26 protein-coding genes, 2 tRNA genes and 1 riboswitch are annotated in these 26,789 nt (G+C 64.7%); of the genes, 11 read left to right on the forward strand and 17 right to left on the reverse strand.

Annotated elements, in window-relative coordinates:
- From VSR82_RS05150 to VSR82_RS05205, 12 genes are read right to left on the reverse strand one after another with little or no spacing between them, the layout of a single operon-like run.
- The gene (locus tag VSR82_RS05150) at nucleotides 1–1,185 is read right to left on the reverse strand and encodes a beta-ketoacyl-[acyl-carrier-protein] synthase family protein (RefSeq protein ID WP_429458328.1); all 1,185 of its coding nucleotides are present in this window, start codon (nucleotides 1,183–1,185) and stop codon (nucleotides 1–3) included.
- On the reverse strand, nucleotides 1,182–3,665 hold the full coding sequence (locus VSR82_RS05155) for an MMPL family transporter (protein WP_429458327.1): 2,484 nt from the start codon (nucleotides 3,663–3,665) through the stop codon (nucleotides 1,182–1,184). Before VSR82_RS05155 ends, VSR82_RS05150 begins: the two co-directional genes overlap by 4 nt.
- Nucleotides 3,665–4,348, reverse strand: a complete 684-nt coding sequence (locus VSR82_RS05160; RefSeq protein ID WP_429458326.1) for a LolA family protein — start codon at nucleotides 4,346–4,348, stop codon at nucleotides 3,665–3,667. The genes VSR82_RS05155 and VSR82_RS05160 overlap by 1 nt, the downstream gene beginning before the upstream one ends.
- Nucleotides 4,336–4,776, reverse strand: coding sequence for an acyl-CoA thioesterase (locus VSR82_RS05165; RefSeq protein WP_368584899.1), 441 nt, complete (start codon nucleotides 4,774–4,776; stop codon nucleotides 4,336–4,338). Before VSR82_RS05165 ends, VSR82_RS05160 begins: the two co-directional genes overlap by 13 nt.
- Complete coding sequence (locus VSR82_RS05170; protein ID WP_429458324.1) at nucleotides 4,773–6,392, reverse strand: HAL/PAL/TAL family ammonia-lyase; 1,620 nt, start codon at nucleotides 6,390–6,392, stop codon at nucleotides 4,773–4,775. The genes VSR82_RS05165 and VSR82_RS05170 overlap by 4 nt, the downstream gene beginning before the upstream one ends.
- Nucleotides 6,379–8,115: a glycosyltransferase family 2 protein gene (locus VSR82_RS05175; RefSeq protein WP_429458322.1), complete on the reverse strand. Its 1,737-nt coding sequence runs from the start codon at nucleotides 8,113–8,115 to the stop codon at nucleotides 6,379–6,381. The genes VSR82_RS05170 and VSR82_RS05175 overlap by 14 nt, the downstream gene beginning before the upstream one ends.
- Entirely contained in the window at nucleotides 8,115–9,812 is a 1,698-nt protein-coding gene (locus VSR82_RS05180; RefSeq protein ID WP_498857510.1) for an ApeI family dehydratase, read from the reverse strand. The genes VSR82_RS05175 and VSR82_RS05180 overlap by 1 nt, the downstream gene beginning before the upstream one ends.
- A complete protein-coding gene (locus tag VSR82_RS05185) occupies nucleotides 9,812–10,480 on the reverse strand; it encodes a COG4648 family protein (protein ID WP_429458318.1) in 669 nt (222 codons plus the stop codon). The genes VSR82_RS05180 and VSR82_RS05185 overlap by 1 nt, the downstream gene beginning before the upstream one ends.
- Complete coding sequence (locus VSR82_RS05190; RefSeq protein ID WP_013090186.1) at nucleotides 10,480–10,731, reverse strand: acyl carrier protein; 252 nt, start codon at nucleotides 10,729–10,731, stop codon at nucleotides 10,480–10,482. The genes VSR82_RS05185 and VSR82_RS05190 overlap by 1 nt, the downstream gene beginning before the upstream one ends.
- Nucleotides 10,728–11,033 carry a phosphopantetheine-binding protein gene (locus VSR82_RS05195; protein ID WP_176105339.1) on the reverse strand — a complete coding sequence of 102 codons (306 nt, stop codon included), beginning with the start codon at nucleotides 11,031–11,033 and terminating at the stop codon, nucleotides 10,728–10,730. Before VSR82_RS05195 ends, VSR82_RS05190 begins: the two co-directional genes overlap by 4 nt.
- Nucleotides 11,008–11,802 (reverse strand): 1-acyl-sn-glycerol-3-phosphate acyltransferase, encoded by a 795-nt coding sequence (locus tag VSR82_RS05200; RefSeq protein WP_410851915.1) that lies wholly within the window; start codon nucleotides 11,800–11,802, stop codon nucleotides 11,008–11,010. Before VSR82_RS05200 ends, VSR82_RS05195 begins: the two co-directional genes overlap by 26 nt.
- A complete protein-coding gene (locus VSR82_RS05205; protein WP_429458316.1) occupies nucleotides 11,786–12,511 on the reverse strand; it encodes a beta-ketoacyl synthase chain length factor in 726 nt (241 codons plus the stop codon). Before VSR82_RS05205 ends, VSR82_RS05200 begins: the two co-directional genes overlap by 17 nt.
- A 496-nt stretch (nucleotides 12,512–13,007) precedes the next feature.
- Nucleotides 13,008–13,221: riboswitch (yybP-ykoY riboswitch) on the forward strand.
- A 10-nt stretch (nucleotides 13,222–13,231) separates the two neighbouring features.
- Between VSR82_RS05205 and VSR82_RS05210 the strand changes: the two genes are divergently transcribed.
- The gene (locus tag VSR82_RS05210; protein ID WP_368584905.1) at nucleotides 13,232–13,804 is read left to right on the forward strand and encodes a TMEM165/GDT1 family protein; all 573 of its coding nucleotides are present in this window, start codon (nucleotides 13,232–13,234) and stop codon (nucleotides 13,802–13,804) included.
- Between the two features lies 1 nt (nucleotide 13,805).
- On the opposite strand, the gene VSR82_RS05215 is transcribed toward VSR82_RS05210, so the two are convergent.
- Nucleotides 13,806–14,495 (reverse strand): DUF4136 domain-containing protein, encoded by a 690-nt coding sequence (locus VSR82_RS05215; protein WP_498857511.1) that lies wholly within the window; start codon nucleotides 14,493–14,495, stop codon nucleotides 13,806–13,808.
- Between the two features lie 323 nt (nucleotides 14,496–14,818).
- On the opposite strand from VSR82_RS05215, the gene pepN reads away from it, so the two are divergent.
- The 5 genes from pepN (at nucleotide 14,819) to VSR82_RS05240 (ending at nucleotide 19,722) form a co-directional block, all read left to right on the forward strand.
- The gene (gene pepN / locus VSR82_RS05220) at nucleotides 14,819–17,515 is read left to right on the forward strand and encodes an aminopeptidase N (protein ID WP_429458313.1); all 2,697 of its coding nucleotides are present in this window, start codon (nucleotides 14,819–14,821) and stop codon (nucleotides 17,513–17,515) included.
- 205 nt (nucleotides 17,516–17,720) lie between these two features.
- A complete protein-coding gene (locus VSR82_RS05225) occupies nucleotides 17,721–18,002 on the forward strand; it encodes a type II toxin-antitoxin system RelE/ParE family toxin (protein WP_429458311.1) in 282 nt (93 codons plus the stop codon).
- Nucleotides 18,003–18,017: 15 nt separating this feature from the next.
- The gene (locus VSR82_RS05230; RefSeq protein WP_368584909.1) at nucleotides 18,018–18,470 is read left to right on the forward strand and encodes a HigA family addiction module antitoxin; all 453 of its coding nucleotides are present in this window, start codon (nucleotides 18,018–18,020) and stop codon (nucleotides 18,468–18,470) included.
- Nucleotides 18,471–18,556: 86 nt separating this feature from the next.
- The gene (locus tag VSR82_RS05235) at nucleotides 18,557–19,573 is read left to right on the forward strand and encodes a class 1 fructose-bisphosphatase (protein ID WP_176381236.1); all 1,017 of its coding nucleotides are present in this window, start codon (nucleotides 18,557–18,559) and stop codon (nucleotides 19,571–19,573) included.
- A gap of 73 nt (nucleotides 19,574–19,646) precedes the next feature.
- Nucleotides 19,647–19,722, forward strand: a tRNA-Thr gene (locus VSR82_RS05240).
- 217 nt (nucleotides 19,723–19,939) lie between these two features.
- Here VSR82_RS05240 and VSR82_RS05245 read toward each other — a convergent pair.
- The gene (locus VSR82_RS05245) at nucleotides 19,940–20,137 is read right to left on the reverse strand and encodes a hypothetical protein (RefSeq protein WP_368584926.1); all 198 of its coding nucleotides are present in this window, start codon (nucleotides 20,135–20,137) and stop codon (nucleotides 19,940–19,942) included.
- Between the two features lie 665 nt (nucleotides 20,138–20,802).
- On the opposite strand from VSR82_RS05245, the gene VSR82_RS05250 reads away from it, so the two are divergent.
- Together VSR82_RS05250 and VSR82_RS05255 are read left to right on the forward strand one after the other, a co-directional pair.
- Nucleotides 20,803–20,952, forward strand: coding sequence for a hypothetical protein (locus tag VSR82_RS05250; RefSeq protein ID WP_008921206.1), 150 nt, complete (start codon nucleotides 20,803–20,805; stop codon nucleotides 20,950–20,952).
- A gap of 284 nt (nucleotides 20,953–21,236) precedes the next feature.
- Nucleotides 21,237–21,833, forward strand: coding sequence for a chorismate mutase (locus VSR82_RS05255; RefSeq protein WP_368584927.1), 597 nt, complete (start codon nucleotides 21,237–21,239; stop codon nucleotides 21,831–21,833).
- Between the two features lie 38 nt (nucleotides 21,834–21,871).
- Here the strand turns inward: VSR82_RS05255 and VSR82_RS05260 are convergent, their stop codons facing one another.
- Together VSR82_RS05260 and VSR82_RS05265 are read right to left on the reverse strand one after the other, a co-directional pair.
- On the reverse strand, nucleotides 21,872–23,020 hold the full coding sequence (locus tag VSR82_RS05260; protein WP_429458308.1) for an exonuclease domain-containing protein: 1,149 nt from the start codon (nucleotides 23,018–23,020) through the stop codon (nucleotides 21,872–21,874).
- Between the two features lie 313 nt (nucleotides 23,021–23,333).
- Nucleotides 23,334–23,537 carry a cold-shock protein gene (locus VSR82_RS05265; protein ID WP_013090197.1) on the reverse strand — a complete coding sequence of 68 codons (204 nt, stop codon included), beginning with the start codon at nucleotides 23,535–23,537 and terminating at the stop codon, nucleotides 23,334–23,336.
- 397 nt (nucleotides 23,538–23,934) lie between these two features.
- On the opposite strand from VSR82_RS05265, the gene VSR82_RS05270 reads away from it, so the two are divergent.
- Both VSR82_RS05270 and VSR82_RS05275 read left to right on the forward strand, forming a co-directional pair.
- Complete coding sequence (locus tag VSR82_RS05270) at nucleotides 23,935–24,177, forward strand: hypothetical protein (protein WP_429458306.1); 243 nt, start codon at nucleotides 23,935–23,937, stop codon at nucleotides 24,175–24,177.
- 525 nt (nucleotides 24,178–24,702) lie between these two features.
- Nucleotides 24,703–25,866: a porin gene (locus tag VSR82_RS05275; protein ID WP_368584930.1), complete on the forward strand. Its 1,164-nt coding sequence runs from the start codon at nucleotides 24,703–24,705 to the stop codon at nucleotides 25,864–25,866.
- Between the two features lie 107 nt (nucleotides 25,867–25,973).
- Here VSR82_RS05275 and greB read toward each other — a convergent pair whose 3' ends face one another.
- Nucleotides 25,974–26,543 (reverse strand): transcription elongation factor GreB, encoded by a 570-nt coding sequence (greB, locus tag VSR82_RS05280; protein WP_368584931.1) that lies wholly within the window; start codon nucleotides 26,541–26,543, stop codon nucleotides 25,974–25,976.
- A 123-nt stretch (nucleotides 26,544–26,666) separates the two neighbouring features.
- Between greB and VSR82_RS05285 the strand changes: the two genes are divergently transcribed.
- A tRNA-Arg gene (locus tag VSR82_RS05285) sits at nucleotides 26,667–26,743 on the forward strand.
- The last annotated feature ends 46 nt before the right edge of the window (nucleotides 26,744–26,789 follow it).

The following is a 26,789-nucleotide window of genomic DNA, read 5'->3' on the forward strand; positions in this document are numbered from 1 at the left end:
TTACCGGGCGAGGATCAGGCTGACATTGCTGCCGCCGAACGCGAACGAATTGCTCATCGCGTACTGCGTGCCCGTGCCGCGCGGCAGATGGCGCGCGCCGGCGACGAGATCGAGCGCGGGCAGCGCGGGATCGGCTTCGCCGTCCCACAGATGCGGCGGCAGCGTCGCGTTCTCATGCGCGAGCGTGAGCCACGCGAAGCCGAGTTCGGTCGCGCCGGCCGCGCCGAGCTGATGGCCGGTCAGCGGCTTGGTGCCGCTCGCGGCGACCCCGTCCGGAAAGACCCGCGCCATCAGATGCGCTTCCATTTCGTCGTTCTTCTGCGTGGCGGTCGCGTGCAGATTCACATAGCCGACCGCCGACGGCGCGACGCCCGCGTCCGCGAGCGCGTCGCGAAGCGCGAGTTCGCCGCCGACGCCCTGCGGGTCCGGCGCCGAAATATGATGCGCGTCGCTCGATTCGCCGACGCCCGCGAGCCGCACCGCCGCTTCGTCGCGGCTCATCAGGAACACGGCCGCGCCCTCGCCGACGTTGATGCCGCGGCGATTACGGCTCATCGGATTGGTGCGCGCGCTGCTGGTCGATTCGAGCGACGCAAAGCCCTGCACCGTCAATTCGCATAGCGAATCGACACCACCGACGACGACCGCATCGCACAGCCGCAATTGCAGCAGCCGACGCGCCGACGCGAACGCCTTCGCGCTTGACGTGCACGCGGTCGAAATCGTAAACGCCGGTCCCTGCACGCCGAGCGCGGCGGCCGCGAATGGCGCGGCCGTGCCGATTTCCATCTGCCGGTAGTTGAAGCTCTCTGGCAGCTCGCCGGCCCGGGCGTGATAGACGAACGCGGTTTCGGCCGCTTCGATGCCCGACGTGCTGGTGCCGAGCACGACGCCGATGCGCTCCGGGCCGTAGCGCTCGCGCGCGGCTTCGATCGCGGGCGCGATCTGCGCGAGCGCCGTGAGCAGCAGCCGGTTGTTGCGGCAGTCGTAGCGCGCGAGATCGGCCCGCGGCGCGAGTTCGAGCGGCGCGAGCACACTGCCGACGAACGCGTCGCCGATGCCGGTATGCACGTTGCCCATGCCGGGCGAATTCGCGGCAGCGAGCGCCGGCACGATCTGTTCGACGTCGCCACCGAGCGCGTTGATCATGCCGAGCGCGTGCAAATAGACTGTTGGCGCTTTCATCCCGCCCTCCGTGATTCCGATGACTTGCCCGATGACTTATTCGATGACTGCGCCGATGACTGCGCCGATGGCATGCCGATAGGCGCGAGCAACACGGCAACCGCGATGCCGAGCGCGAGCGTGGTGCCGAAACTCCGGAGCGCGGGCATCGCACTGACGCCGAGCATGCCGAACGACAACAACGTGGTCGCCGCCGACAGCAGCACGCCGGTCCACACCGCGCCGAGATCCGCGTCCGCGCGCGCGCAGCCTTCGCGCAGGAACACCGCATAGTTTGCGCCGACGCCGAGCACCAGCATCAGCGCGAGCCAGTTGAACAGATTGAGCGGCACGCCCGCATAGCCGAACACCGCCAGTGCGACGCCGACCGCGAACAACACGGGCAAGGTCGTGGCGATACCGCCGCGCGCCCCGTAGCGCAGCATCAGCAGCGCGCACACGAGCACGAGCGCGCCGCCGAGCCACCAGCCGCTATCCACGCGATACGCGCCGAACAGCTTCGATACGCTCGCGGCCTTGTCGACGAACACGACGCCGGGCAGGCCTTGAGCGAGCGCGATCAGCGCGGGCTCGTTGCGCGGCGTCACGCCTTGCGGGATCACGACGGCCGCATAGCTTGTTTCATGCGCCTGGTTCGCGTCGTTCGATCCCACCGCGCCGAGCCACAAATGCCGATACGGCTGCGACCAAGGCGCCGCGAGCCAGCGCTCGACGGTCAGCGGCGCGGGCGGCTGAGCGAAGCCGGCGAGCCACGCCTCGGCGACTTCGTCCTTGAAGCCCGCTTGCAGCAGCGTCGCGCGCAACGCGGCCGTGTCGTCGAACACATGCTGTGCAAGCAGCGCGCGATCTTCGTTCTGACGTTGCGCGGACGGCACGAACTGCGCGATCGACTGATAGCCGCCGACGCTATCCGCGGTGCCGTTCAGCGCATCGAGCTTCGCGCCGAGCGCTTCGGCGCGTTGCAGCACCGCTTCCTGGGTCGCGCCGCGTACGACGAAAAACTGCGCGCTGTTATCGACGCCGACCGCTGCGCGCACCGTATCTTCCTGCGCGGCCAGCGACGCATCGCGTTGGATCAGCAGATGGATGTCGTCGTCGCTGGTCAGACGCAGCCAGCCGGGCGCCGACGCGATCAGCAGCAGCGCGGCGACCAGCGGCGCACGCTTGCCGCCGAGCGCATGCTGCCAGCGCGCAAGCAGCCGCGCCGCGCCCGCGAACACGCGTCGCGGGCTGCGCTTCGGCGCGCGCGCGAGCAGCGCGGGCAGCAGCCACAGCACCGACGCGAACGCGGTCGTGATGCCCACCATCGCGAAGCACGCGATCTGCTTCAACGCGGGGAACGGCACCCACATCAGGATCGCGTAGCCGAGCAGGCTCGTCGCCAGCGCCACGCTCAGCGCGGGCCGCACGCTGCGCGCGCCGCGCCGCGCATCCCAGTCGCGGCCCGCGCCGAGATAAACGACGAAATACTGGATCGAATAGTCGACGGCCTCGCCGATCAGGCTCGCGCCGAACACGAGCGTCAACAGATGCAGCTTGCCGAAGATCAGCAGCGTCGCCGCGAGCGCGCAGACGATGCCGAGCGCGGTCGAGACGAAGCCGAGCAGCAACAGACGCGGCGAGCGAAAAACCCACATCATCAGCAGCGCGATGCCGCATAGCGACGCGATGCCGATCACGTGCACCTCGCGTTCGGCAGCGCTGCGCGCGGCCTCGGCGTAGAACACGGCGCCGGTGCGCGCGACCGATACATCGGGGAACGCCCGGCGCAACGTATTTTCCGCGTCGGCGAGCGCCGCGTGCACCGCGCGCTGCGTCTTCGTTTCATAAGCGGAGCCCGGCAGCGTCGCGATGATCAGCACGCCGGTGGTGTCGCCTTGCGCGTCGTGACGATGCGACACCAGCAGGTTGTCCTCGACTTCGAGATTCGTGGTCGCGAGCGGCAAATCGCCGAGCCAGCGTTCGAGCCAGCCGAACGGATCGTCGGCGAGTTGCGTGCTGAGGCCGCCTTGCAATGGGCTGTAGATGCGCTGCGCGAGCATGTCGTGCAGCGTCGTCGCGCTGGCGCTCGCGAGTGCGGTGCGATCGGCCGGCGCGAGCAGGCCGAAGCGGTACGGCAGATACAGCGCCGCGATCTGCGACAGGTCGAACGGCGGCAGTTCGGCCGTCACCGACGCAAATGCGCCGCTCTTTCGCAACGACGCACCCAGTTGCTTCGCGGCCGCTTTCGCGTGCGCATCGTCGCGGCTCGTGACGAGCAGCACGGTGCGATCGCCGAGCGCGCTCGCGAGCGTGTCGACCGCTTTTTCGGCGACCGGGTCCGCTTCGGTCGCGGGCAGCAGCGCGAGCAGATTGGTTTCGAGCGGTGACGGTCCGGCGAAGCGCCAGCCGCAATACAGCGCCGCCAGCAGCGCGAGCACGAGCCAAGCGGTGCGCACGCCCCATGCGCGTTTCGCGGCTCGCTGCTGCGGCATCTCCATCACGGCGCTCCGAACAGGCTGCGCTCGTCCGGCGTCGGCTCGGCGACGGCCGTGCTGTTCGCGAACTCGAGCTTCGTCACGTCGCCGTTCGCGAGCGTGATGCGCAGGCTTTGCAGATAATCGCCGCCGCTCATGTCGAGGCCTTTGATCGATTGCGCGAGCTGCGGTTGATTCGGCGTGAGGCGCATGCGCCATTGCGCGACGCTGCCTTCGGCGCTGACGTCGAACTGCGAGTACAGCGCCGACAGATCGCCGCCGAGCATCGCACGCATCATCTTCGACACCTGCGCGACGCCGCGCGTGCCCTGTGCGCCATGTGTGCTCACACGTCGGCCGCTGGCGTCGACCTGCGCGACACCGGCGTCGGTGATCACGTAGGTGGCCTTGTACGGCGTGTCGATTTGCCAGATCACGCCGCGCTCGCGGAAGAACAGCAACGTGCCGTTGCTGACGAGCGGCTGCTTCATCGCGGCGAGCGTCTGCGTCTGCGTGAATTGCGAGCGCACGCCCTTGGGCTGCGCGAGATGCGCGGCGATCTGTGAGACGAGCGCGGCGTTGGCCGGCGCAGTGTTAGCCGTTGCCGCATGCGCCGGTGCTGCCCATCCGGGCACGCACAGCGCGCCGATCATGCCGATCACGCCCGCGATCCGCGACACGGACGCACGTCGGTTCATCGTCCCCATACGCGCTCCAGCTTGTCGAATACGACCTGCGGCGACACGAACTGCAATTCCTCGGTGGCGGCATCGACGGCGACCTGGATCGTATAGCCCTTCGTGAGCCGCGCACCCGATTCGCAATCGACGATTTCATAGCCTATTTTCAGGCGGTTTTCGTATTCGAGCAGTTGCGCGCGCACTTCGAGCTTCTGTCCGTACACGGCGGCCCGCACGTACTTCAGATGCGCCTCGACGATCGGCCACAGATAGCCGGACGCCCGCATCTGGCGATAGTCGTAGTCGAACGCGCGCAACAGCGCCGCGCGGCCCAACTCGAAGTACTTCAGATAATTGCCGTGCCAGCACACGTTCATCGCGTCGACGTCGTGAAACGGCACTTCGACGGTCGCGCTCGCGGCGAGCACGTGCTGCGTTTTCGCGGGCTCGCTCATAGCTTGACTCCTTCCTGATCGTCGATCATGTCCAGCAGTTCGCACGCGGCAATGCGCGCGGTCAGCGCGCGCAGCTCGCCTTCGAGCGCGCGGTCCTCGTCGACGAAGGGCGAATGCGCGCCTATCTCGTCGATGAATGCGCGCAGCGGCGCGGGCAGCGGCGTCGCGCTATCGATGCGCAAGCGCAAACGCACGGCCTGCACCGTCGCGAGCGTGTGCGCGGCGGCGACCTGCTCGCTCAATTCGAGCACGCGCAGGCAGTCGCGCGCGGCGATCGTGCCCATGCTGACCTTGTCCTGATTGTGCGCTTCGGTCGAGCGCGAGAACACGCTCGCGGGCATCGTGTTCTTCAGCGCCTCGGCGCTCCAGGCGGACGATGAAATCTGCACGGCCTTGAAACCGTGATTGATCGCCGCGCGTTCGGGCGCCGCGCCCGACAGATTGCGCGGCAAGCCATTGTTGAAGTTGACATCGACCAGCAGCGCGAGCTGCCGGTCCATCAGATCCGCCAGATTGGCGACGGCGACCTTCAGCGCATCCATCGCGAACGCGATATGGCCGCCATAGAAGTTGCCGCCGTGCAAGATGCGTTCGTTGTCGGGATCGATGAGCGGATTGTCGTTCGCACTGTTCAGCTCGTTTTCGACGTCGCGGCGCACCCAGCCGAGCGCATCGCGCGCGACGCCGATCACATGCGGCGCGCAGCGAATCGAATAGCGGTCCTGCAGACGATGCCCGGGCGTGTCGGCGCGGCCGGCCAGATCGGCGCGGATCCACGCGGCCGCTTCGGCCTGGCCCGCGTGCGGCTTCACATCGAATAGCGTCGCGTCGAAGTGCGCGGCGCGGCCGTCGAGCGCGACGGTCGCCAGCGCGGTCAGACGGGCGACCAGCCGCGTCAGGTGCTCCGCGCGCGCTACCGCGAGACACGCGAGACCCGTCATCACGGCGGTGCCGTTCATCAGCGCGAGGCCTTCCTTCGGCGCGAGCGTCAGCGGCTCGACACCCAGCTCGGCCCACACGTCGCGCGCCGCGCGCAACGCGCCGGCGTACTGCACGTCGCGCTCGCCCGCGAGCGCCGCCGCCACGTACGACAGCGGCGTCAGATCGCCGCTCGCGCCGACCGAGCCCTCGGACGGAATGCGCGGCAACACGCGATGATTGATCAACGCCGCGAGGCGTTCGAGCAGCGCCGTGCGCACGCCCGAAAAGCCATACGCGAGCGAATTCAGACGTGCGGCGATCACGGCGAGGGTTTGCGCATCGTCGAGATACGCGCCCATGCCGCAGCCGTGATAACGCGTCAGTTGCAGCGGCAATGCCTCGACGAGCGCCATCGGCACGTCGACCACGCAGGCGTCGCCATAACCGGTGTTGACGCCGTACACGGTCGCGCCGGCGGCCAACTGGCGACGCAGGAACGCCGCGCCGCGCTCGATGCGCGCACGCCATGCGGGGTCGTCGCTCAGCGCGACGCACGCGCGCTGCCGCGCAATCGCGACGACCTCTTCGATCGTCAGTCGGCGCGCACCGACGACGACCGGCGCGCAGTCGCCAGCGCAAGCGGCATTCGCTACAACGGGTGCGGATCGCACATCGTTCAGATCATGATCGGCCATTCGCGCCTCGCTCGGAGCCGGCCCAGAAATCGAAGAAGTTGAACCATTGATATGGGGCCTTGCGGCAATAGTGTTCGAGGCGCAGCGCGTAGCGTTGCGCCCACGCGGCCAGATGCTGCGCGCGTTCGCGGCGCGGCAGCTCGATGCGCTCGGCGAACGGTTCGAAGTACATGCGATAGCCGTCGCGTTCCTTCAGGCAGAAGAACAGGTAGACCGGACAGCCGAGCGCATGCGCGAGCACGTAGGGCCCTTGCGCGAACGGCGCGCTCGCGCCGAGAAATTGCGCGTCGGTGGTGCGCCCCGCCTCGCGCGCCGGCACCCGGTCGCCGACGATCACCAGCAGCTCGCCCGCATCGATGCGCTGCTGCATCAGCACCGCGGTCTCGGGACCGAAGTCGCCGACTTCGAGCAGATGCCGCGCGAACTCGCGATTCGACGCCGCCAGCACCTCGTTGAAGCGCCGCGCATGTTCGGTGTAGACGACCGCCGTGACCTTCGCGTGATCGCCGCGGATTGCGAGCGCACGCATCATCTCCAGATTGCCGAGGTGTGCGCCGATTACGAGCGCGCCCTTGCCGCTCGCGATCAAGGCTTCGAATGCCGCGGCATCGTCGAACGTGACGTCGGTGTCGTCGACGCGGCCGGTCCATGCGGCGAGCTTGTCGAAGCCCGATTGCGCGAACGCGAGCATATGGCGATACGCGGAGAGCCACCCCGGGCGCGGCGTATTCGCCGACGGCGCGACCGCGTTCAGATGCGCGAAGTAGTTGGCCGATGCGGCGCGCGCGGCGCGGCCGGTCAGCAGAAAATACGCGACGACCGGATGCAGCCACAGTGCGGTGAAGCGGCGGCCGAACAGCTTGCAGCTCAGCGCGAGCAGGCTCATGCCGAGGCGGCTGCCGCGTTCGGCGATGCGCCACCACGCTTCGGGCCGGGGATCGCCGGCGGGTTCGTCCGCTGTGTCGGCGAGCGCGCCGCGGCGCGGCATCAGCTTGTGCGCGAGCAGCAGCGGCAGACGACACAGCATGCCGAACACGAGCCGCGTATGGCTGCGGCTGATGCGCACGTTGTCCCACAGCACGTCGAAATGCGACACGCCGTCGGCCGCGTAGGTCACGCGCGTCGGGATCGAGCGGAACGCGGCGCGCCGCCAGTGCAGTCGCACGAGGATCTCGATGTCGAAGTCCATGCGTGTCGGCAGCCGGACGCTGTCGATCAGCTCGCATGCGAGCGCGAGCGGATACAGACGAAAGCCGCACATCGAATCGCGGATCGTCAGCGACAGCGTCTCGATCCACACCCATACGTGGGTCAGATAGCGGCCGTACAGACGTGCCTTCGGCACGCTGTCGTCGTACACGGGACGGCCGAGAATCACCGCGTCGGGTTCGGCGCGCGCGGCATCGAGAAAGCGCGGCACGTCGGTCGCGTCGTGCTGGCCGTCGGCGTCGATCTGCAGCGCGTGCGTGTAGCCCGCGGCGCGCGCCGCGCGCAGGCCCGCCATCACCGCCGCGCCCTTGCCGCCGTTTTCGGGCAGACGCAGCAGCGTCATCTGCTGCGCGTATCGCAGCGCGAGCGCGGCGAGTACCTGCTGGGTCGGCTCGTCGCTGCCGTCATCGACGACGAAGATCGGCAAGCCGTGCACCGCGAGATTGGCGACGGTCGCGCCGATCGCGTCCTTGTGGTTGTAGATCGGAATGACGATGCAGGGCGCGAACTTCATCACGCGTCCTCCCGATGCACGAGCACGCCCGACGCGCATTCGCGACCGTCGAGCCGGTACGCGAACTGCACGCGCCGGCGCGCGGCATCGTAGGCGAGCGTGAGCTCGAGCACCGCACCGGGCAACACCGGCGCCATGAACTTCAGCCGATCGACCGACGCCACCGCGCGCACCCGCGGCCAATGCCCGGCCGCGAGCCGCGCCGCCCAGTCCACCTGCACGACGCCCGGCAGAATCGGCAGGCCCGGGAAGTGGCCGCTGAGATGCTGGAGCGACGGCGGCACTCGCAGCACAAAGTGCAGCGTGTTGCCGACGCGCGTTTCGGCCAGCACTTCCATACCCTCGGCGAGCGGCGCGAACGCGGCCGCGACCGCGCTCCCAGGCAGCTTGCCGCGCGCGTCGAATGGCAGGCTCACTCGAAAACGCCAGTGACGCGGCAGCACGACCGCATCGAAGTAATCGGCCAGATGCCGGCGCAGTGTTTTCGCGAGCGCGACGCGGCCTTCATCACGCAATGTCGCGCCGCCCGCTTCGGTCAGCGCGACCACTGCGCCGACCCGTTCGCGCGTCGCGCCTTGGAGCGGCACCAGCGCCGCCTGCGCGACATAGGGATGCAACGCGAGACGCGCCTCCAGCTCCGGCAGCGACACGCGCTTGCCGCCGAGCTTCAGCACGCGGTCGAGGCGCCCTTGCAAGCGGAAGCGCCCATCGGCGTCGAACGCGATGCGATCGCCCGTACGATGCCAGCCGTCGTGATCGAGATGCGGCGAGCGCACGCACAGCGCGCCGTCGTCGTCGCGGCGCACCTCGGCGCCGGCGACCGGCTGCCACGCGTCGCCCTGATCCTGACGCCGCCACGCGATTCCGCCGGTTTCCGTGCTGCCGTAGATTTCGAGCGGCGCCGCGCCGTAGCTCGCCGCATAGGCCTGCGCGGCGTCGGCCGCGAGCGGGCCGCCCGACGAAAAGAACGCGCGCGGCGCGGGCGCGAGCGCGGCGAAGCCCGGCAACGCGGGCCAGCGCGACAGTTGCGCGGGCGTCGACACGACCGCCGTCGCGCCGCATTGCGCGATGCGCGCCTGCAGCTGCAGCGGCTCCGTGCCGATTGCGCGATCGAACGCGCGGCCCGCCGCGAGCGGCCACAACACGCGAAACAGCAGACCGTAGATGTGGTGATGCGGCACGCTCGCGAGCATCGTCGCGTCGCCGAGCAATGCGCCCCACTGCTGTTCGAGCGTGTGGACTTCGGCGTTGAATTGCGCGAGCGCCTTGCGGATCGGCTTCGGCGCGCCGCTGCTGCCGGATGTGTAGAGCGTCAGCGGCGCGCGGGGGTCGATCGGTAGCGCGGTGTTGGCCGTGACGGCATGCGTCTCTGCGACGAACGGCGGCAGATCCGCATCCGTCAGCAGGAAGTCGTACGCGTCAGCGAGATCGGCAAGGTAGCCCGGCGTTGCACTGGCAGGAATCACCGGCTCCTTGCCGCACGCGAACAGCGCGAACAACGCGCACGCGAACTCGAACGGATCGTCGATACAAAGCGCACAGCGCCGCGAGTCGTGCGTTTGCACGAGTTCGATCAAGCCAGCGACGCGCGCGCGAAACGCCGCGCGATCGAGCAGCACGGCGCCGTCGCGGCACACCGGTGCGGCGGGCGTTGCGAGCGCGGCATCGGCCGACAACAGATCATGCAACGCGATCATCAGGCCGACTCCGAATCCGCGCGCGCGGCGCGCGGCAGCACGAACAGGCGTCGCCACACGTATTCGCCCGCCAGCAGCACGCCGATCAGTACATAGGCGATCGCGCCGTTGTACAGCGACCAGGCCGCGCGGCTCCAATAGAGCGCGGTATAGGCGGAGAACGCGCCGTTCAGCACGAAGAACGCGCACCACACCTGGGTCACGCGCCGCGTATAGTGCACCGCACCGGGCGGCAGATCGGGACTGCCGAGGCGCGCGAATTTTTCGATCATCGACGGCCCGCGCACGAGCGTCGCGCCGAACGCGATCAGCAAACCGAGATTGACGAGCAACGGATAGAAGCGCAGCAGCAGTTCGCTATCGGTGACGACGATCGTCGCCGACGCGCAACTCAGCATCGCCACCACGCTCCAGTCGAGTCTGGAAAGCTGCCGCAGCGGAATCGCGAGCGGACCGCCGCCGGCCCAGCGCTGCAGCCACAAGGTCACGAGCAGCATGCCGCCGACCAGACGCGGCGCATCCCAGCGCCAGGCACACAGGATCAGCACGGGGTAAGCGAGTTTCAGCAGCACCAGCACGACGGTCCTGCTCCAGCGAGGCCGCGCGCCGGACCCGCTTGCGGCGTGAGGTGGCTCCGGCATCTGCATGCGCGAGTGCGCGGCCCGCATCAGCCTTGCGCCGCGAGCAGCGATTCGACCGCGCCGATCACGTCGCCGACCGTGCGCACGGATTTGAAGTTCTCCGGCTTGATGCGGCGGCCGGTCATCTCCTGCAGCTTGATCGCGAGATCGACCGCGTCGATGCTGTCGAGATCGAGGTCTTCGAACAGATGAGCGTCGGGCGTCACGCGCTGCGGCTCGATCGCGAAGTTTTCCTGAAAGATCGCGCGGATGCGCTCGAGAATCTCAGTCTCGGTCACGATTCAATCCCCTTCCTTGCGGTTTCGTTCGCAGCGTGCGCCGCTTCGCGCTGGCTCGCGACCAGCGCGGCGAGCGTATTGATCGAGCGAAAGTGCTCGCGGGTACGTTCGTCGTTCGCCGCGATGGTCAGTTGGTATTGTTTGCGCAGCACGATGCCGATTTCGAGCGCGTCGATCGAATCGAGACCGATGCCGTCGGAACCGAACAACGGGGCATCGTCGTCGATATCGGCGGGGCTCAGGTCTTCGAGATCGAGGGCTTCGATCAGAAGCTTTTTAATTTCCAGTTTTAAAGAATCCATAATCGAACAGGTGCTGGGTAATGTGGGCTTCTACGGCATTCGTCACGCTGCGCGCCGCGATGGCCGCGGTGGTGTCGTGCGCGGCCAGCTCGGCGACGCCAAGCGGCGCGAGCACGTTCACGCGCATCCGGAAAGCGCGCGCCGGCACGTGGTACCAGCGCATCTGCCGCGTGAACGCGGGCGGATCGCAATCCATCAACACCGGCACGATCGGCGCACCGGCCTTCAGCGCCATGTGCGCGAAACCGCGCGAAAACGCGTGAAGCCGGTTCGGCGCGGGGCTGCGCGTGCCTTCGGGAAAAATGATCATCGTGTAACCGGCCGCGAGCTGCCTGGCTCCCGCCTCGACGAGCGCAATCGCGTCCGCGTTGCTCACGTATTCGGCCGCGCGCACGATGCCCCAGAAACACGGGTTTTGCCAATGCGCGTGCTTGACGACACAGCATGCGCGCGGCGTCAGCGACAGCAGGACCATCACGTCGAGGTAAGTCGGGTGATTCGCGACGACGATCGCCGGTCCGCCCGCGCGCAACGCCTCGGCCCCGGATACTTCGAGTTCCATCACGCCGAGGCCCCGCAGCACCGCGACGAGCGCGCGGAAAAACCGGTGAATCACGACGGTCACGACACGCTGCCGGGACGCGCGATGCGGCCACAACCACGCGAGCGGAAACACGAGCACCGAAAACAGCACGCCGCACACGCCGAACGCGACGAAGGCGAGGCCGGTCGCGCAAAAACGCCACGCGTAATCAAGCCGCGCGCTCATCCCACCTCCAGTGCCACAGCGCGCCGGCGCGCTGCCAGCGTGCGGGCTGGCCGGTTTCGAGGCAGTGCAGCAGCGCCTGGCTCTGGGTCGGAAAGCTCGTGGCGCCGCTCGGTGCGGTTCGCCGCTCGCCGGGTTGCCCGGCCACCGCTTCGTCGGTGCGGGTCAGGGAGCAAACAACGTGCCCTGCAGCCGCATCCTTGTCGAGCAACACCGCGATCGCGCCGCCGTGCACTTCGTCTTCGATCGTGCCGTACGCGAGATCGGCCGGTTCGTCGGCATAGACGAGCAGCACCGGCACGTCCGGTTGTGCCGCGAATTGCGCGTACGCTTCGAGCAGCGCATAGCCGAGCGTCTGCGCACCAGCCGATACCGCGCTCGCGGCCGAGCGGTCGCCGCGCGCGATCCCGAACACGCCGGTCATCGCGTTCAGCACCGACAGACTGAAAGCAGTCGGCGACACCGGTTCGCCCGCGCTGATGCTGCGCAGGATGTCGGTGGTGCGCCGCAATTCCCCGTGCCGCGACGCGAAAACCACGCGCGCGGGTTCCTGCGCGACGCAGTCGTGCGCGACCTTGAGCGCGACCTTGGACAGCGTGCTGAGACGCCGCCGCACGATCGGCTCGATAAAGCCGACATCGGGTGCGGCAGGCGAGGTAGCCGGCCAGCTAGACCAGCGACCGACCGGAATGGTCCAGTGCAGATCGGGCATATGGTGTTCGCGCGTAGAAACGGGAAAGGGGCTCGAGCGCCTGACGGAATACAGAGCCGTCACAGCGAGCGGCGCCGCGCGGATCGGGGGGTTCCAGCCGGGATCGACCGGTCTGCTGGCATGGGAATGCAGCACCGGCGATCGGGCCTGATTTGTCAGGCGCCCCTGACAATCGGTGCGGTGGATGGCGGATCGAGCTCCTTTTGTGGCCGAATAGTGCCGGGTATTTTGAAGCAAATCGTCGAGGAAAGACGTATCCATCTGTATCCGCGCCTGCCGCGCAACACATTGTTAGACGATTTGACGCAGCCGGCCGCGGCGACGCACCGGAAGGCCGTTTTCGCGCGTCGGCGCTGGCGTGCCAACGCCGACAGAAGCGAGCAAAAAACCTTTCATTGGTCTTTCGCGCAATACGTCGTAGAGCGAAAACACCCCCGCCGCGTCGTCGGCGCCCGAATAACATTCGTCACAACGATGCTGCGGCGCCTGCTATACTCCGCCCCTCATTGGGGAGTAGCCGCCCCGCGGCACGTCCGCACCGCTTCGCCGGTGCGTCGCACGTGTGGCTCGCGGGGGCGCCTGTCAACACACTTGGCCAGCACGGCCATGGCAGTCGCAGCCTCTGGCCTGGCGAGACCGATGATCCACACGCGCCGCAACAGGGCCCGGCGTGTCGTGGGTCGTCGCTCGTTCATCTTCGGCCCGAGGAATCCATTCAACGTGAATCAAGCTTTTCTCATTTCGACCGGCGCGGTCGCGCTCGCCGAAATCGGCGACAAGACTCAACTGCTGTCGCTCGTGCTCGCCGCGCGCTATCGCAAGCCGATGCCGATTATTCTCGGCGTGCTCGCGGCGACGCTGATCAATCACGCAGGCGCCGGCGCGCTCGGCGCGTGGCTCGGCTCGATGCTGACGCCGACCGTCATGCGCTGGGCGCTGGCGGCGTCGTTCATCGGCATGGGGCTGTGGATTCTGGTGCCAGACAAGCTCGAAGATGAGGAAGCCAACACGAACCGCACGCACTTCGGCGTGTTCGGCGCCACGGTCGTCACGTTCTTCCTTGCCGAGATGGGCGACAAGACGCAGATCGCGACGGTCGCCCTCGCCGCGCGCTTTCACGATTTCTTCGGCGTGGTGGCCGGCACGACGCTCGGCATGATGATCGCGAACGTGCCGGCGATCCTGCTCGGCGACCGCTTCGCGCATCGTCTGCCGACCAAGCTCGTGCACGGCATCGCCGCGGTGATGTTCGTCGTGCTGGGCGCAATGGCCTTGTTCGGGGTCGGGGTCTGAGCTACTGCGCCGGCTTCGGCGCCGGCGCCGGACCTGCGGGCGGCGGCGCCGCTGGCAGAGACACTTCGTTCGCAGCCGCGCCGCCGCCGAGCGGGATCTTCACGGTATGCACGGCGCCGTTGGCCAGCGGGAAGTCCGCCAGCGCGCTACGCGCCAGATAAGGCATCGCCCGCACCAGCGACGACTCCTCGCCGAAATTGCGCGCCGTCACGTTGTAGACCTCCCGGCCGCTCGCACGCTCGGTGATCCGGATGCCGAGCAGATGCGTGTACACCGGGTAGCTCTGGTTCACGTATGTCGCCGGGAACGGCCCCCACGGACCCCACGGATCGAACGGCCGGCCCCAGTAAGGGCCGGGCCACGGGTTGTAGTAGACCGGCTGCGCGACGGTCACGACATCCGAGCGGATGCCATAGGCGAGCTCCACGAGATAACGCGCGTCGTCGTGAGGGACTTCGCGGAACGCGTGCACGGCGAGCTCGTTTGCGACGATCCGCTCGTAGGCGCTCAGTTCGAGATTGTTCTTCTGATCCTCGTGGCGCGTGAACGCATAGGTGCGGGTTGAGTCGCTGCCGGTCCAGTCGGAGAACGCCGTGACCTGTGTCGTCACGTAGGTCGTGCAGCCGGACAGCAGCACGCTCAGCGCGACGAACAGCAACGCGACGTGGCGGGTCCATCGATCGAAATTCATGGTCTGCCTCGTGATGCCTCTGATTGCATCTATTCTGCTTCGGTTAAAACTCTGCTTCAGCCGCGATTATTCCGTCGCGCGAAGCGCTCGCCGGCTGACGCTGCCGGGTCTCCGCCACGCGCGGCGCCCGATATTACGCTGACCTCGGCAGCCAGCAAAAGGTTCTTGCCCTGCCCGTCGAAACCGGACGCGCTGCCCGGCGCCGAAACTGGGCCCCCTTCCCCTCCGCACGATTGCCCGAGGCTTTGTACAATGAGTCGACCAAGCCCGGCTCGCGCGCCGTTTGCGCGCTCGACCGCTCGAGTACACCACCAAAGAACACCATGGCCGATACCGCAACGCCCAATGTGATCCGCCGCGCCGATTACGCGCCGCCCGCCTTCCTGATCGACACCGTCGCGCTCGAGTTCGATCTGGTCCCCGAACGCACGGTCGTCAGGAACACGATGCGCGTGCGCCGCAACCCGGATGCGTCGCGTGCCGCGCATCTCGAACTGATGGGTGAGCAGCTGGAGTTCGTCAGCGCCGAAATCGACGGCAAGCCGTTTGCGAACGCGCATCCGCACGAGCACGGCCTGCTGCTCGACAACGTGCCGGACAGCTTCGAGCTGACTCTCACGAGCATCTGCAATCCCGCGGAAAACACCACGCTGTCGGGGCTGTACGTGTCGAGCGGCAACTTCTTCACGCAGTGCGAAGCCGAAGGCTTTCGCCGCATCACCTACTTCCTCGACCGCCCTGACGTAATGGCGAGCTTCACGGTCACGCTGCGCGCGAGCAAGGCGGACTATCCGGTGCTGCTGTCGAACGGCAATCTGCTCGAAGAAGGCGAGCTGCCCGACGGCCGTCATTTCGCGCGCTGGGAAGATCCGTTCAAGAAGCCGAGCTATCTGTTCGCGCTCGTCGCGGGCAAGCTCGTCGCGCTCGAAGAACGCGTGAAGACCGGCTCGGGCAAGGAAAAGCTGCTGCAAGTGTGGGTCGAGCCGCATGATCTCGACAAGACCCGTCACGCGATGGATTCGCTGATCCACTCGATCCGCTGGGACGAAGAGCGCTTCGGGCTCGAACTCGATCTGGACCGCTTCATGATCGTCGCGGTCAGCGACTTCAACATGGGCGCGATGGAGAACAAGGGGCTCAACATCTTCAACACGAAGTACGTGCTCGCGAATCCCGAAACGGCCACCGATACCGACTTCGCGAACATCGAGGCGGTGGTCGGCCACGAGTACTTCCACAACTGGACCGGCAACCGCGTGACCTGCCGCGACTGGTTCCAGCTGAGCCTGAAGGAAGGCCTGACCGTGTTCCGCGACCAGGAGTTTTCGGCCGACATGGCAGGCGGCGCCAGCGACGAAGCCGCGCGCGCGACCAAGCGCATCGAGGACGTGCGGGTGCTGCGCCAGATGCAGTTCGCCGAGGACGCGGGTCCGATGGCGCATCCGGTGCGCCCGGAGAGCTACGTCGAGATCAACAACTTCTACACGATGACCGTATACGAGAAAGGCTCGGAAGTCGTGCGGATGTATCAGACGCTGTTCGGCCGCGACGGCTTTCGCAAGGGCATGGACCTGTACTTCAAGCGTCACGACGGCCAGGCCGTGACCTGCGACGACTTCCGTCACGCGCTCGCCGACGCGAACGGCCGCGACCTCGCGCAATTCGAGCGCTGGTATAGCCAGGCCGGCACGCCGCGCGTGTCGGTGCGCACGCGCTACGACGACGCGCAGCAGCGCTACAGCGTGACGCTGCGCCAAGGCTACGGCGACGCGGTGCCCGCCGCGCGCGAAACGCAGAAGGGTCCGCTGCTGATTCCGTTCGCGATCGGTCTGATCGGCAACGACGGCCGCGATCTGCCGCTGCAGCTCGACGGCGAGGCAAAGGCGTCGGATTCGACCACGCGCGTGCTGGAATTCGCGCAGACCGAGCAGACCTTCACGTTCGTCAACGTCGGGCAGGAACCGCTGCCGTCGCTGCTGCGCAATTTCTCGGCACCTGTGATCGTCGAATACGACTACACGGCCGAACAGCTCGCGTTCCTGCTCGCGCACGACAGCGATCCGTTCAACCGCTGGGAGGCCGGCCAGCGGCTCGCCACCCGCGAGCTGCTCGCGCTGGCCACGCGCGCGGCCACGGGCGCGGCGCTGCAGCTCGACGACTCGGTGGTCGCCGCGTTCGCGCGCGTTCTGACCGACGAGACGCTGTCGCCGGCATTCCGTGAACTCGCGCTGATGCTGCCGTCCGAAGCGTATCTGGCCGAGCAGATGGCCGAGTCGAACCCGGCCGCGGTGCACGCGGCACGGCAGTTCGTGCGCAAGCGCCTCGCCAATGCGCTGCGTGACGACTGGCTCAAGGTCTACGAGCAGCATCGCACGCCGGGCGTCTATGAGGCGACGCCGGAGGCCGCCGGTCATCGCGCGCTGAAGAATCTCGCGCTGTCGTATCTGACCGAGCTCGACGATTCCGCGGACGCCGTACGCCTTGCCTCCGCGCAATATGAAACCGCGAACAACATGACCGACCGCGCGGCCGCGCTGTCGGCGCTGCTCAACGCGGCCGCGCCGCAAGGCGGCAGCCCCGAGGCGCAGCACGCGCTCGACGACTTCTATCGACGCTTCGAGAAAGAGCCGCTCGTCATCGACAAATGGTTCGCGTTGCAGGCCACGCAGCGCGGCGGCGCACAGCATCCGGTGATCGATACGGTGCGCAAGCTGATGACGCATCCGGCCTTCAACCTGAAGAACCCGAACCGGGCACGTTCGCTGATTTTCAGCTTCTGCGCGGCGAACCCCGCGCAGTTCCACGCGGCAGATGGCTCCGGCTACGCATTCTGGGCCGAGCAGGTGATCGCGCTCGACGCGCTCAATCCGCAGGTGGCCGCGCGCCTCGCGCGTTCGCTCGAGCTGTGGCGACGCTTCACGCCAGCGCTGCGCGACAGCATGCGTGCGGCGCTCGAGAAAGTGGCCGCGCAGGTCAAGTCGCGCGACGTGCGCGAAATCGTCGAGAAGGCGTTGGCGTGATGCCTCGCTGAGTTCTCGAGTCGCATCGGAAAGCCGGCACGCGTTGCCGGCTTTTTTTCGCGCAGCTTTTTCGTTGATGGGCTGCGCTCACCCGGTCGTGGCACGCCGTTAGCCATTTGGCCGACTGTTCATCGGACCTCGGCGGGGAGAAAGTATACGCACACGTTTAATGGTTTACATTTAACGCAATGCGTTATACGCTTCGATGATCACGACATTCGCAGACAAGGCCACCGCAAGAATTTTCCAGGGCAGGTTCGTGCATACGTTGCCGCGCTCGATCCAGGCGCTAGCGCATCGCAAGCTGCTGATAATCGACGCCGCGAGCTCGATCGCAAATTTGCACGCGCCGCCCGGAAACCGGCTCGAAGCCTTGCAGGGCCAGCGCTGTGGGCAGTGGAGCATCCGCATCAATGCGCAGTGGCGCATCTGTTTTCATTTCGTCGGCGAGGACGCGCTGAATGTCGAGATCGTCGACTATCACTGACTACTGGAGACCGACATGGTCATCAAACGCTCCGCGCTGAAGAACATCGATTTCTCCGACATCGATATGGGCGCGGCCATTGACGAGATCCATCCTGGCGAAATTCTGCGCAGCGAGTTCCTCGAGCCGCTCGGCATGTCCGTCAATGCGCTCGCGCTTGCATTGCGGGTGCCGGCGCCACGCATCAACGACGTCGTGCGCGGCCGCCGCGCCATTTCCGCCGATACCGCGCTGCGGCTCGAGCGCTACTTCGGCGCGAGCGCGCAGTTCTGGCTCAATCTGCAAATCGCCTACGATCTGCGCGTCGCCACCGCCGCCGCCGGCGAGCAGATCGAACGGGAAATCGAACCGATGCCGCGCGCCGAGCGCCCGAAGCTGCCCAGCGTGCCCGCCGGGCACGCGCGGGCCGCGGCGCTCGCGGCCAGCGTCAGCGGCAACATCTCGGCCAGGACGCGCCGCAAGACCTGAAGGCGGCCGTGCGGCCAAAAGCACGGAGCCGACACACACGAGCGGTTAAAATCCCATCATTCTTCTAGCCTTCCCGGAGTACAGCAATGTCTTTGCAACGTCGTACCACTCTCACGAAGTACCTGATCGAGCAGCAGCGTGAAACCAACAACCTGCCCGCCGATCTGCGCCTGTTGATCGAAGTCGTTGCGCGCGCGTGCAAGGCGATCAGCTACCACGTCAGCAAAGGCGCGCTCGGCGATGCCCTCGGCTCGGCGGGCAGCGAAAACGTTCAGGGCGAAGTGCAGAAGAAGCTCGACATCCTGTCGAACGAAATTCTGCTCGAGGCGAACGAATGGGGCGGCAACCTCGCGGGCATGGCCTCCGAGGAAATGGAACAGTTCTTCCCGATTCCGGCCAACTATCCGAAGGGCGAATATCTGCTCGTGTTCGATCCGCTCGACGGCTCGTCGAACATCGACGTCAACGTGTCGATCGGCACGATCTTCTCGGTGCTACGCTGCCCGGACGGCCACCAGGCCACCGAGCAATCGTTTCTGCAGCCGGGCACGGAGCAGGTCGCCGCGGGCTATGCGGTGTACGGCCCGCAAACGGTGCTCGTGCTGACCACCGGTAACGGTGTGAACTGCTTTACGCTCGATCGCGAGCTCGGCTCGTGGGTGCTCACGCAAAGCGACATGCGTATTCCCGTCGAAACCCGCGAGTACGCGATCAACGCCTCGAACGAACGCCACTGGTATCCGCCGGTTCAGCAATACATCGGCGAACTGAAAGCGGGCAAGGAAGGTTCGCGGCAGGCTGACTTCAACATGCGCTGGATCGCATCGATGGTCGCCGACGTGCATCGCATCCTGAATCGCGGCGGCATCTTCATGTACCCGGCCGACAAGCGCACGCCGGACAAGCCGGGCAAGCTGCGTCTGATGTACGAAGCCAATCCGATGGCGTTCATCGTCGAGCAGGCGGGCGGCGCCGCAACCAACGGCGAGAAGCGTATTCTCGACGTCCAGCCAAAGAGCCTGCACGAGCGCGTCGCGGTGTTCCTCGGCTCGAAGAATGAGGTCGATCGCGTGACTCGCTATCACCTCGAAGCGAAGAAGTGATCTCGAAAGAAAAAATGCATCAAGGGGCTTGCCAAGTCACTGAAGTAGTCCCTATAATCTCGTTTCTCCTGATGCCGGAATAGCTCAGACGGTAGAGCAGCGCATTCGTAATGCGAAGGTCGGGGGTTCGATTCCTCTTTCCGGCACCATCAAGTTTCAAGCAAAAAGCCCAGTCCTCATGACTGGGCTTTTTGTTTTGCCGTCGCGCGAAACATTGCCGGTCTGCCGCCTTGACGAGCCGAAACAGCCTGTAGCAAGCAATGCCGTTCGGCACTGATCGACTACGACACGAAGAGCCAGTTCAGCGCGTTCTCGAGATCCATTGGACGAGCAGCACGTTCTCGCGTGCGGTGTGCGCGTTCCAGCCTAGTCTGGAACGCGGAGCGGGTCGTACGACCGTTGCATCGCAAGGTTGCGCGCAACGACGGCATCGGCCCGTGGGGTCGGCTGCTCGGACGCGCCGTATGCGGCTATCGCTTGCGCGGGTGCCGACGCAAACCACAAGATCCTGCCGGCGCACTCGATGCCAACCTGACGTCCGTCCCAGTACACAGCGTTTTCCATTGCGACCTCTCTCCCAAACATGCAGAACGTCATGATCCGCTCGGCGCGTCGCGCGTCCGTCTGCCAACGCACGTCGATTCATCGGTAGTCGCTTCCATCATAGGAGGCGCGACGGGCTCCGTTCGACTTGTCGCCAAATGCAGTCCTTTTGTCACAGCAATCCGGGAATGGGTTTGCCAACCCACTGTCAGCATTTAATTAACGACAAATTCCTTAAACAGTGTTTTGTCCGGTCAACGCGGCGCGGAATGTGCCGTTTACTAGGTATTAGGCAGACAGTTACGCAATCCGCAAATTACGAACGTCCAGTTCACAAACGCGAAAATCCTGCCAATGCGGCAACGCACAAATTTGTCACGTGTTATTCACAAAGAACGTCAAATCCAGTGCACGGAAATATCGATCGGTCGTGCTCAAACGCAGGTGGGGCAAGGCGCGAAAGGGAATGGCGGAGGGAGCCGGGATTGGGACGATTTGGCGCTGGCAATTAAGCGGATCAAGCAGATCGCGAAACCCAACCGATAGTTAGACGATAAATTTTATTCAATCCCTCTGCTGATGTGTCGGCTTGTGCCGTTAAAGCAACAGAGTATGTATGACGCGCATCGGACACTGGTGCGATGCGGGGAACGAGGCCGATAATCGGTTCGCAAAGGAGAAAGATCATGGATGCCAAACCACCGAAGATTCCGACCCCGGACAAAGTTTTTTACCCGGATCCGGAACCTGTGGCCGTCGAGTTTTTGGGAGCCGAACTTCCCGAGCATGTTCGCGCTTTCTTCGACGAACAACGCAAGTCGTGCGATCCGAAGTAACGGACCACTGGCGCGGCGCAGCATTCGCGCCCGTTGATTTCATGCGCGGCGAATTTTCGCGCCGTCATTACGCGTCCGACGCCTCCGTCAGGACGCTGGGTTTGCTCGCCTGATCAGAGCAGCTACGCTGGGCCGCACGGCTCGAGCGTACGAATACGCGCGCCCTTCCCGCGCCCAATTACCTCTCCGTCAACTTGTGTAAAGCGGCCCGACGTGCGCCGTTTGCCGGGCATCATTTATTCTTTTGGTTTTTCCGTCAACGGCCGCCCGGCCACGTCCACCTCATGAATCGTTTGCATCGCTTCGGCGCGTCATGCGCGCTCGCCATCGCCGCCACCGTCGCTTTCTCGCCCGCCCCTGCCCTCGCCGATGGTGACGACACCGCGCTCACGAACCTGATCGCACTGGTTTCGCAGCGTCTCGCGCTCGCGGAGCCGGTCGCGCGCTGGAAGTGGGCGAACCATCAGCCGATCACCGATACGCCGCGCGAAAACGCGCTGCTCGCCGAAGTCGAAAAGCGCGCCGCGGCGGCAAACGTCGATCCGGCGTTCGCCCGCGCGTTCTTCCGGGATCAGATCGATGCGAGCAAAGACGTGCAGAACGCGCTCTTCGCGAAATGGCGCAGCACCCAGCCGCCGCAAGGTCCCGCGCCCGATCTCGCAACCAGCACGCGACCGCAACTCGACAAGCTGACGCAATCGTTGATGGCGAGCCTGGCGCGCGTGCAGCCGCTGCGCGCCGCGGACGATTGTCCGTCGCGCGTCGCGCAATCGCTGGCTAACTGGAAAACGCTGACGCGCTATGACTCCGCGCATTCCAGCGCGATGACGCGCGCGCTAGGTCACGTGTGCGAGACCGGTGGAGTCGGCGCGACCGGCTGATTCCGGCAACGCTGCGGCGAGCGCACACTGCATAGGCGTCACAGGACGATGCTCGACTCGGGCGCGTCACGCGGCACACTCAACGGCATCACGCGCAGACCACGCGCCAGGTGGCTTTGCAGGATACGGTACGTCGACAATTCGAACGCCCCCGCCAGCGTCGACGCATGCAGTTGCCCCGCCTGCACGAGCGACGGCGCGTGCCCGAGGTAACGCCAGCGATCGACCACGTGAAAGACGCGCTGTGCGTCCTCACGCTCCTCGAACACGATCGGCCCGTCGAACGGCCAGGGAGCGCTCGCGGGATCGCTCTTCGTCACGCGCGGCAAACGGTTGTGGCCCGGCCGCAGCGTCGCGATCCACTGCGCCTCCGCGAGCATCGCGCCGAGTTCGCCGCCCGTCGCGCGCCATTCGACGCGCCGCACCAGCTGCGCAAGCCGCATATCCTTCGACGAACGCCGCTCGCCGGTGAGATGCGAGCGCAGCCGCTGACGCACGCGCACGCTGCGGCCGACATACAGCGGCGCATCGCCTTCGCCATAGAACGCATACACGCCACAGCCTGCCGGCGCGGTGTCGAGCAGGTCTTCGGTGATGTCGCCGGCGAGCCGGTAGCGACGCGTGGTGCGCTCGATCTGCGCACGCAGCGCGTCGAGCGGTACGAGCGTCGGTAGACGCTGCCAGAACTGCCAGATCAGATCGGCGTCGGCGAGCGCGCGGTGACGGTCGGACGGCACCAGCGCATGACGTTCGACGAGCGCGTCGAGACCATGGCGCTTTTCGCCGGGAAACAGCGCGCGCGACAGCCGTACCGTGCAAAGCACGTCCGGATCGAACGCAATTCCGGCGCGACGAAATTCGCCGCGTAAAAATCCGCGATCGAAACTCGCGTTGTGCGCGACGAACAGCTTGCCGTTCAGGCGCTCGAACAGCGCAGGCGCGATCGACTCGAACGTAGGTGCGCCGCGCACCATATCGTTCGTGATGCCGGTCAGTTGCTGGATGAACGACGGAATGGGCTGCTGCGGGTTGATCAGGCTGCTCCACCGCGATACGCCGGCCGGCCCGACTTCGACGACGCCAACCTCGGTAATGCGGTGCTCGCTCGTCGAGCCGCCGGTCGTCTCGAGGTCGACGAAAACGATGGGTGCATCGAGTGCCGGTTCCGGCGAAAGCAGTTCAGACATGGGGCAAGAGATTCGGATGCGTGAATTTGCGGCAAGTATGCACCAGCTGGACGGTGCGCATCCACACTGTGCGCCGTCCGCAGGCAGAAACTGCGTCGACAGGGACCCTCAATTTGCGCAGATATTCCGCGGACGCTTAAACCAATAATCCGGCAGTAGCCAATCCGTTTCAATTAATATCTTCCGACAATAATACGTATCGTTGAACCACGCAGATACCGAAGATCCTGGCTCGATAAAATAAAAAACCCTCGCGCGACGGCGAGGGTTTTTGGCTCCCGACTGCGCGGGCGGCGCGCCCGGCGCAGCGCATTCACAGCGGCTGAATGTTGGCCGCCTGCTTGCCCTTCGGGCTGGTCTTGACTTCAAAAGACACCCGCTGGTTTTCCTTCAACGACTTGAAGCCCTCGCTGCGGATCTCCGAAAAGTGCGCAAAAAGATCCTCGCCACCCGCGTCCGACGTGATAAAGCCAAAACCCTTAGCATCGTTGAACCATTTGACGACACCAGTTTCCATTTCCTGTTTTCCCTCGGTGATTTATGCAAAGCGGGCATTGCCCTTGAATCGATCCCACCCCGATTCAGTTGCCCATATCTGATCAAGACAAAAAAATCAGAAACAGCAATCAAATTCGGCTTTGCCGTTATACGGGGAACAGAGAATCGCCGTCAAGTAAACTTTTCATATGCGTTTAGCGTATAAAGAGATATCACTTCAAATCGCATGGATATACGCACACTGTCAAAGTTACCTGGAATGATTTAACCAGCCAAGAAACGGAAAAACTTGCAAAAAATATGCAATGGGAATGTAACAAAATCCAAGTTTGCGTAAGTGTTTGTCCGACTTGTTGCTGCGCAGTCCGACTCGCATGATGCATATCAGTGGTAGCGATGTGCTTCAGGAGGTTGTCATGTTCCAGGAAATTCGCCGTCTCTTCGCCTGGCTCACTCATTCGCCTGCAAAGGCCATACCAGACCAACCTGCAACCATGGACTCATCCACGGTTTTCGACTTCGATCCAATGTGGCACGGGGACCATTGGCAGAATTTGCTCTCCTCGCCGATGGATGCGCGCCGTTATGTGATCGAAGACTGGAGCGTGTCCGCGCAGGATGATTGGGGCGACGCGGAAGGCACCGCACCCGCTCACTAGAGCAGCTCGCGAAGATCGTTCGCAAAAAAAAAAGCGCGACTGGAAGGTCGCGCTGACAAAGGTTGGAGATCTTTTTCGTCAACGAAAAAGTCTGCTTCGAAAAGCAGAAATTAAAGTATAGCGGTCGTATTCGATTTCGATTATTCACACAATTAACAATCATCTATTGCCGGAGTAACAACAATCGTTTTTCCGTATTTCTTGCCGTTGTTTTTCCGCATCGTTCGGTGTCGCGAATCAGCAACGCGCTTTAGGAAAGAACAGACGCCGAATGCCGCCGAGTCGGCGCAAAGCCTTTATCCATAAGGCTCAAATGGCGAACCATGATCGTTTCTCGTTGCGTAATACTTTATTGCGCGAATCGGAACATCAACTCCCGGAAGTGTCTCTCTACACTCTGCGTAATCGGAAACCGGCGCGGATCTGGTCAACGCGCTTCTCACGCGGATTCCGCTTCTCGCAGCGCTCGCGTGAAGGTCTCCTAAGCCAGGGTTTTATACCTCTCTCGCTCTTGGAGTTATATCAATGAAGAAGACACTCATGGTCGCTGCCCTGTCGGGCGTTTTCGTCACGGCAGCGCACGCGCAAAGTAGCGTCACCCTGTATGGCCTGATCGACGCCGGGATTACTTATACGAACAACCAGCGCGTCAGTGCTACTCAGCACGGCGCCAACGTTGCGATGACGAGCGGTTCGGTGAACGGTAGCCGGTGGGGCCTGCGTGGCGCTGAAGATCTTGGCGGTGGTCTGAAGGCCATCTTCACGTTGGAAAACGGCTTTGGCATCAACGACGGCACGCTCAAGCAGCAAAGCCGTATGTTCGGCCGGCAGGCGTTCGTTGGTCTGTCGAGCGACCAGTTCGGCGCTGTCACGCTCGGCCGTCAATATGACAGCATGGTCGACTTCGTCGGCCCGCTGGCGCTCACCGGCACGCAATACGGCGGCACCCAGTTCGCCCACCCGTTCGACAACGACAACCTGAACAACTCGTTCCGTATCAACAACTCGGCCAAGTACACGAGCGCGAACTACGGCGGCTTCAAGTTCGGCGCGTTGTACGGCTTTTCGAACCAGGCTAGCGGCTTCGCGAACAACCGCGCATACAGCGCGGGCGCATCGTACAACTGGGGCGGCCTGAACGTCGCAGCCGCTTACTTGCAACTGAACGCCAACGGCGCAACCAGCGCAGCCGCAGCGTTCAATTCGGGTGGCGCAGTGTCGGGCGACAACACGTTCTTCGCGCAACGTCAGCAAACATGGGGCGCAGGCGCCAACTATGCGTTCGGCCCGGCAACCGTTGGCATCGTGTACTCGCAGACGAACCTGCATGGCCTCGTCGGCATCAGCCAGGGTTCATCGGGTGTCTCGGGCGGTATCGGCTTCCCGTCCAACAGCGCCCAGTTCCAGAATTTCGAGGGCAACGCTCGTTACGCTCTGACACCTGCGATCAGCATTGCCGCCGCGTACACGTACACCCGCGCTAACCTGTCCAGCACGCACGTGCACTGGAACCAGGTCGATCTGCAAACCGCATACGCGTTGTCCAAGCGTACCGACGTGTACCTGCAAGGCGTGTATCAGGCAGCAAACGAAGGCTCGATCGTCCCCGCCTTCATCAATGGCGTGGGTAACGCTTCGGGCAACAACAAGCAAGTCGCTGTGACGGCTGGTCTGCGTCACCGCTTCTAAGCACCGCGCAAGGACTGGCAGTAGAGAAGGCGCCGTTCGCGGCGCCTTTTTTATGTTCGCGCCGAAGTGGTCTTTCGCCAGACTTTGCCTGCGCCTCCGCCAGCGCCCTAGCGGCCGGCATCGGGTGGCGGGTACTTGACGTCGAGAATGTCGATCGGTTGCGGCCCGGCCGGCGTGAACAGCGTGACCGTATCGCCGATTTTGGCCTTCAGCAACGCACGCGCAATGGGCGAAATCCAGCTTACGTGCCCAATGTCCAAGTCGACCTCGTCGACACCGACGATCGTCACCTTATGCTCTTCGCCGTCCTCGGTCGCGTAATCGACCGTCGCGCCGAAGAACACCTGATCGACGTTTTCCTGCCGGCTGCTATCGACGACCTCGGCCAGATCAAGCCGCTTGGTCAGGAAACGGATGCGACGGTCAATTTCGCGCAAACGTCGTTTGCCGTAGATGTAGTCGCCGTTCTCCGAACGGTCGCCGTTCGACGCCGCCCACGACACCAGCTTGACGACCTCGGGCCGCTCGACATCGATCAGATGCAGCAACTCATCGCGCATACGCCGATGACCGGCGGGAGTCATGTAGTTTTTGGTGCCTGCGGGCACGTCGGGCTGGGTGACGTCGAGATCGTCGTCGTTGTCCTCACTCGACTCTTTGACAAAGGCCTTGTTCATAATCATCCGTTAACAGCAGCTAGCATCAAGCTGATAAGAGGTTACACGATCGGGCCCGCGACACAAATCGCCGTGACGGGCTTCCATTTTTCAAATCTGTTGGCTATAATCTCGTTTCTGTGTGCGGCTGTAGCTCAGTTGGATAGAGTACTTGGCTACGAACCAAGGGGTCGTGGGTTCGAATCCTGCCAGCCGCGCCACCTTATTCGAGAACTGCCTTGCTGAGAGTTCTCAGGTTTCACCGGT

Origin of the sequence: Burkholderia sp. JPY481 (assembly GCF_038900515.1) — a bacterium.
Lineage (GTDB): Bacteria > Pseudomonadota > Gammaproteobacteria > Burkholderiales > Burkholderiaceae > Paraburkholderia > Paraburkholderia youngii.

Coding starts and splice junctions, on each gene's coding strand:
- VSR82_RS05150 (WP_429458328.1), bottom strand. CDS start 1,185: ATGAAAGCGCCAACAGTCTATTTGCACGCGCTCGGCATGATCAACGCG.
- VSR82_RS05155 (WP_429458327.1), bottom strand. CDS start 3,665: ATGGAGATGCCGCAGCAGCGAGCCGCGAAACGCGCATGGGGCGTGCGC.
- VSR82_RS05160 (WP_429458326.1), bottom strand. CDS start 4,348: ATGGGGACGATGAACCGACGTGCGTCCGTGTCGCGGATCGCGGGCGTG.
- VSR82_RS05165 (WP_368584899.1), bottom strand. CDS start 4,776: ATGAGCGAGCCCGCGAAAACGCAGCACGTGCTCGCCGCGAGCGCGACC.
- VSR82_RS05170 (WP_429458324.1), bottom strand. CDS start 6,392: ATGGCCGATCATGATCTGAACGATGTGCGATCCGCACCCGTTGTAGCG.
- VSR82_RS05175 (WP_429458322.1), bottom strand. CDS start 8,115: ATGAAGTTCGCGCCCTGCATCGTCATTCCGATCTACAACCACAAGGAC.
- VSR82_RS05180 (WP_498857510.1), bottom strand. CDS start 9,812: ATGATCGCGTTGCATGATCTGTTGTCGGCCGATGCCGCGCTCGCAACG.
- VSR82_RS05185 (WP_429458318.1), bottom strand. CDS start 10,480: ATGCGGGCCGCGCACTCGCGCATGCAGATGCCGGAGCCACCTCACGCC.
- VSR82_RS05195 (WP_176105339.1), bottom strand. CDS start 11,033: ATGGATTCTTTAAAACTGGAAATTAAAAAGCTTCTGATCGAAGCCCTC.
- VSR82_RS05200 (WP_410851915.1), bottom strand. CDS start 11,802: ATGAGCGCGCGGCTTGATTACGCGTGGCGTTTTTGCGCGACCGGCCTC.
- VSR82_RS05205 (WP_429458316.1), bottom strand. CDS start 12,511: ATGCCCGATCTGCACTGGACCATTCCGGTCGGTCGCTGGTCTAGCTGG.
- VSR82_RS05215 (WP_498857511.1), bottom strand. CDS start 14,495: ATGAATTTCGATCGATGGACCCGCCACGTCGCGTTGCTGTTCGTCGCG.
- pepN (WP_429458313.1), top strand. CDS start 14,819: ATGGCCGATACCGCAACGCCCAATGTGATCCGCCGCGCCGATTACGCG.
- VSR82_RS05225 (WP_429458311.1), top strand. CDS start 17,721: ATGATCACGACATTCGCAGACAAGGCCACCGCAAGAATTTTCCAGGGC.
- VSR82_RS05230 (WP_368584909.1), top strand. CDS start 18,018: ATGGTCATCAAACGCTCCGCGCTGAAGAACATCGATTTCTCCGACATC.
- VSR82_RS05235 (WP_176381236.1), top strand. CDS start 18,557: ATGTCTTTGCAACGTCGTACCACTCTCACGAAGTACCTGATCGAGCAG.
- VSR82_RS05245 (WP_368584926.1), bottom strand. CDS start 20,137: ATGGAAAACGCTGTGTACTGGGACGGACGTCAGGTTGGCATCGAGTGC.
- VSR82_RS05250 (WP_008921206.1), top strand. CDS start 20,803: ATGGATGCCAAACCACCGAAGATTCCGACCCCGGACAAAGTTTTTTAC.
- VSR82_RS05255 (WP_368584927.1), top strand. CDS start 21,237: ATGAATCGTTTGCATCGCTTCGGCGCGTCATGCGCGCTCGCCATCGCC.
- VSR82_RS05260 (WP_429458308.1), bottom strand. CDS start 23,020: ATGTCTGAACTGCTTTCGCCGGAACCGGCACTCGATGCACCCATCGTT.
- VSR82_RS05265 (WP_013090197.1), bottom strand. CDS start 23,537: ATGGAAACTGGTGTCGTCAAATGGTTCAACGATGCTAAGGGTTTTGGC.
- VSR82_RS05270 (WP_429458306.1), top strand. CDS start 23,935: ATGTTCCAGGAAATTCGCCGTCTCTTCGCCTGGCTCACTCATTCGCCT.
- VSR82_RS05275 (WP_368584930.1), top strand. CDS start 24,703: ATGAAGAAGACACTCATGGTCGCTGCCCTGTCGGGCGTTTTCGTCACG.
- greB (WP_368584931.1), bottom strand. CDS start 26,543: ATGAACAAGGCCTTTGTCAAAGAGTCGAGTGAGGACAACGACGACGAT.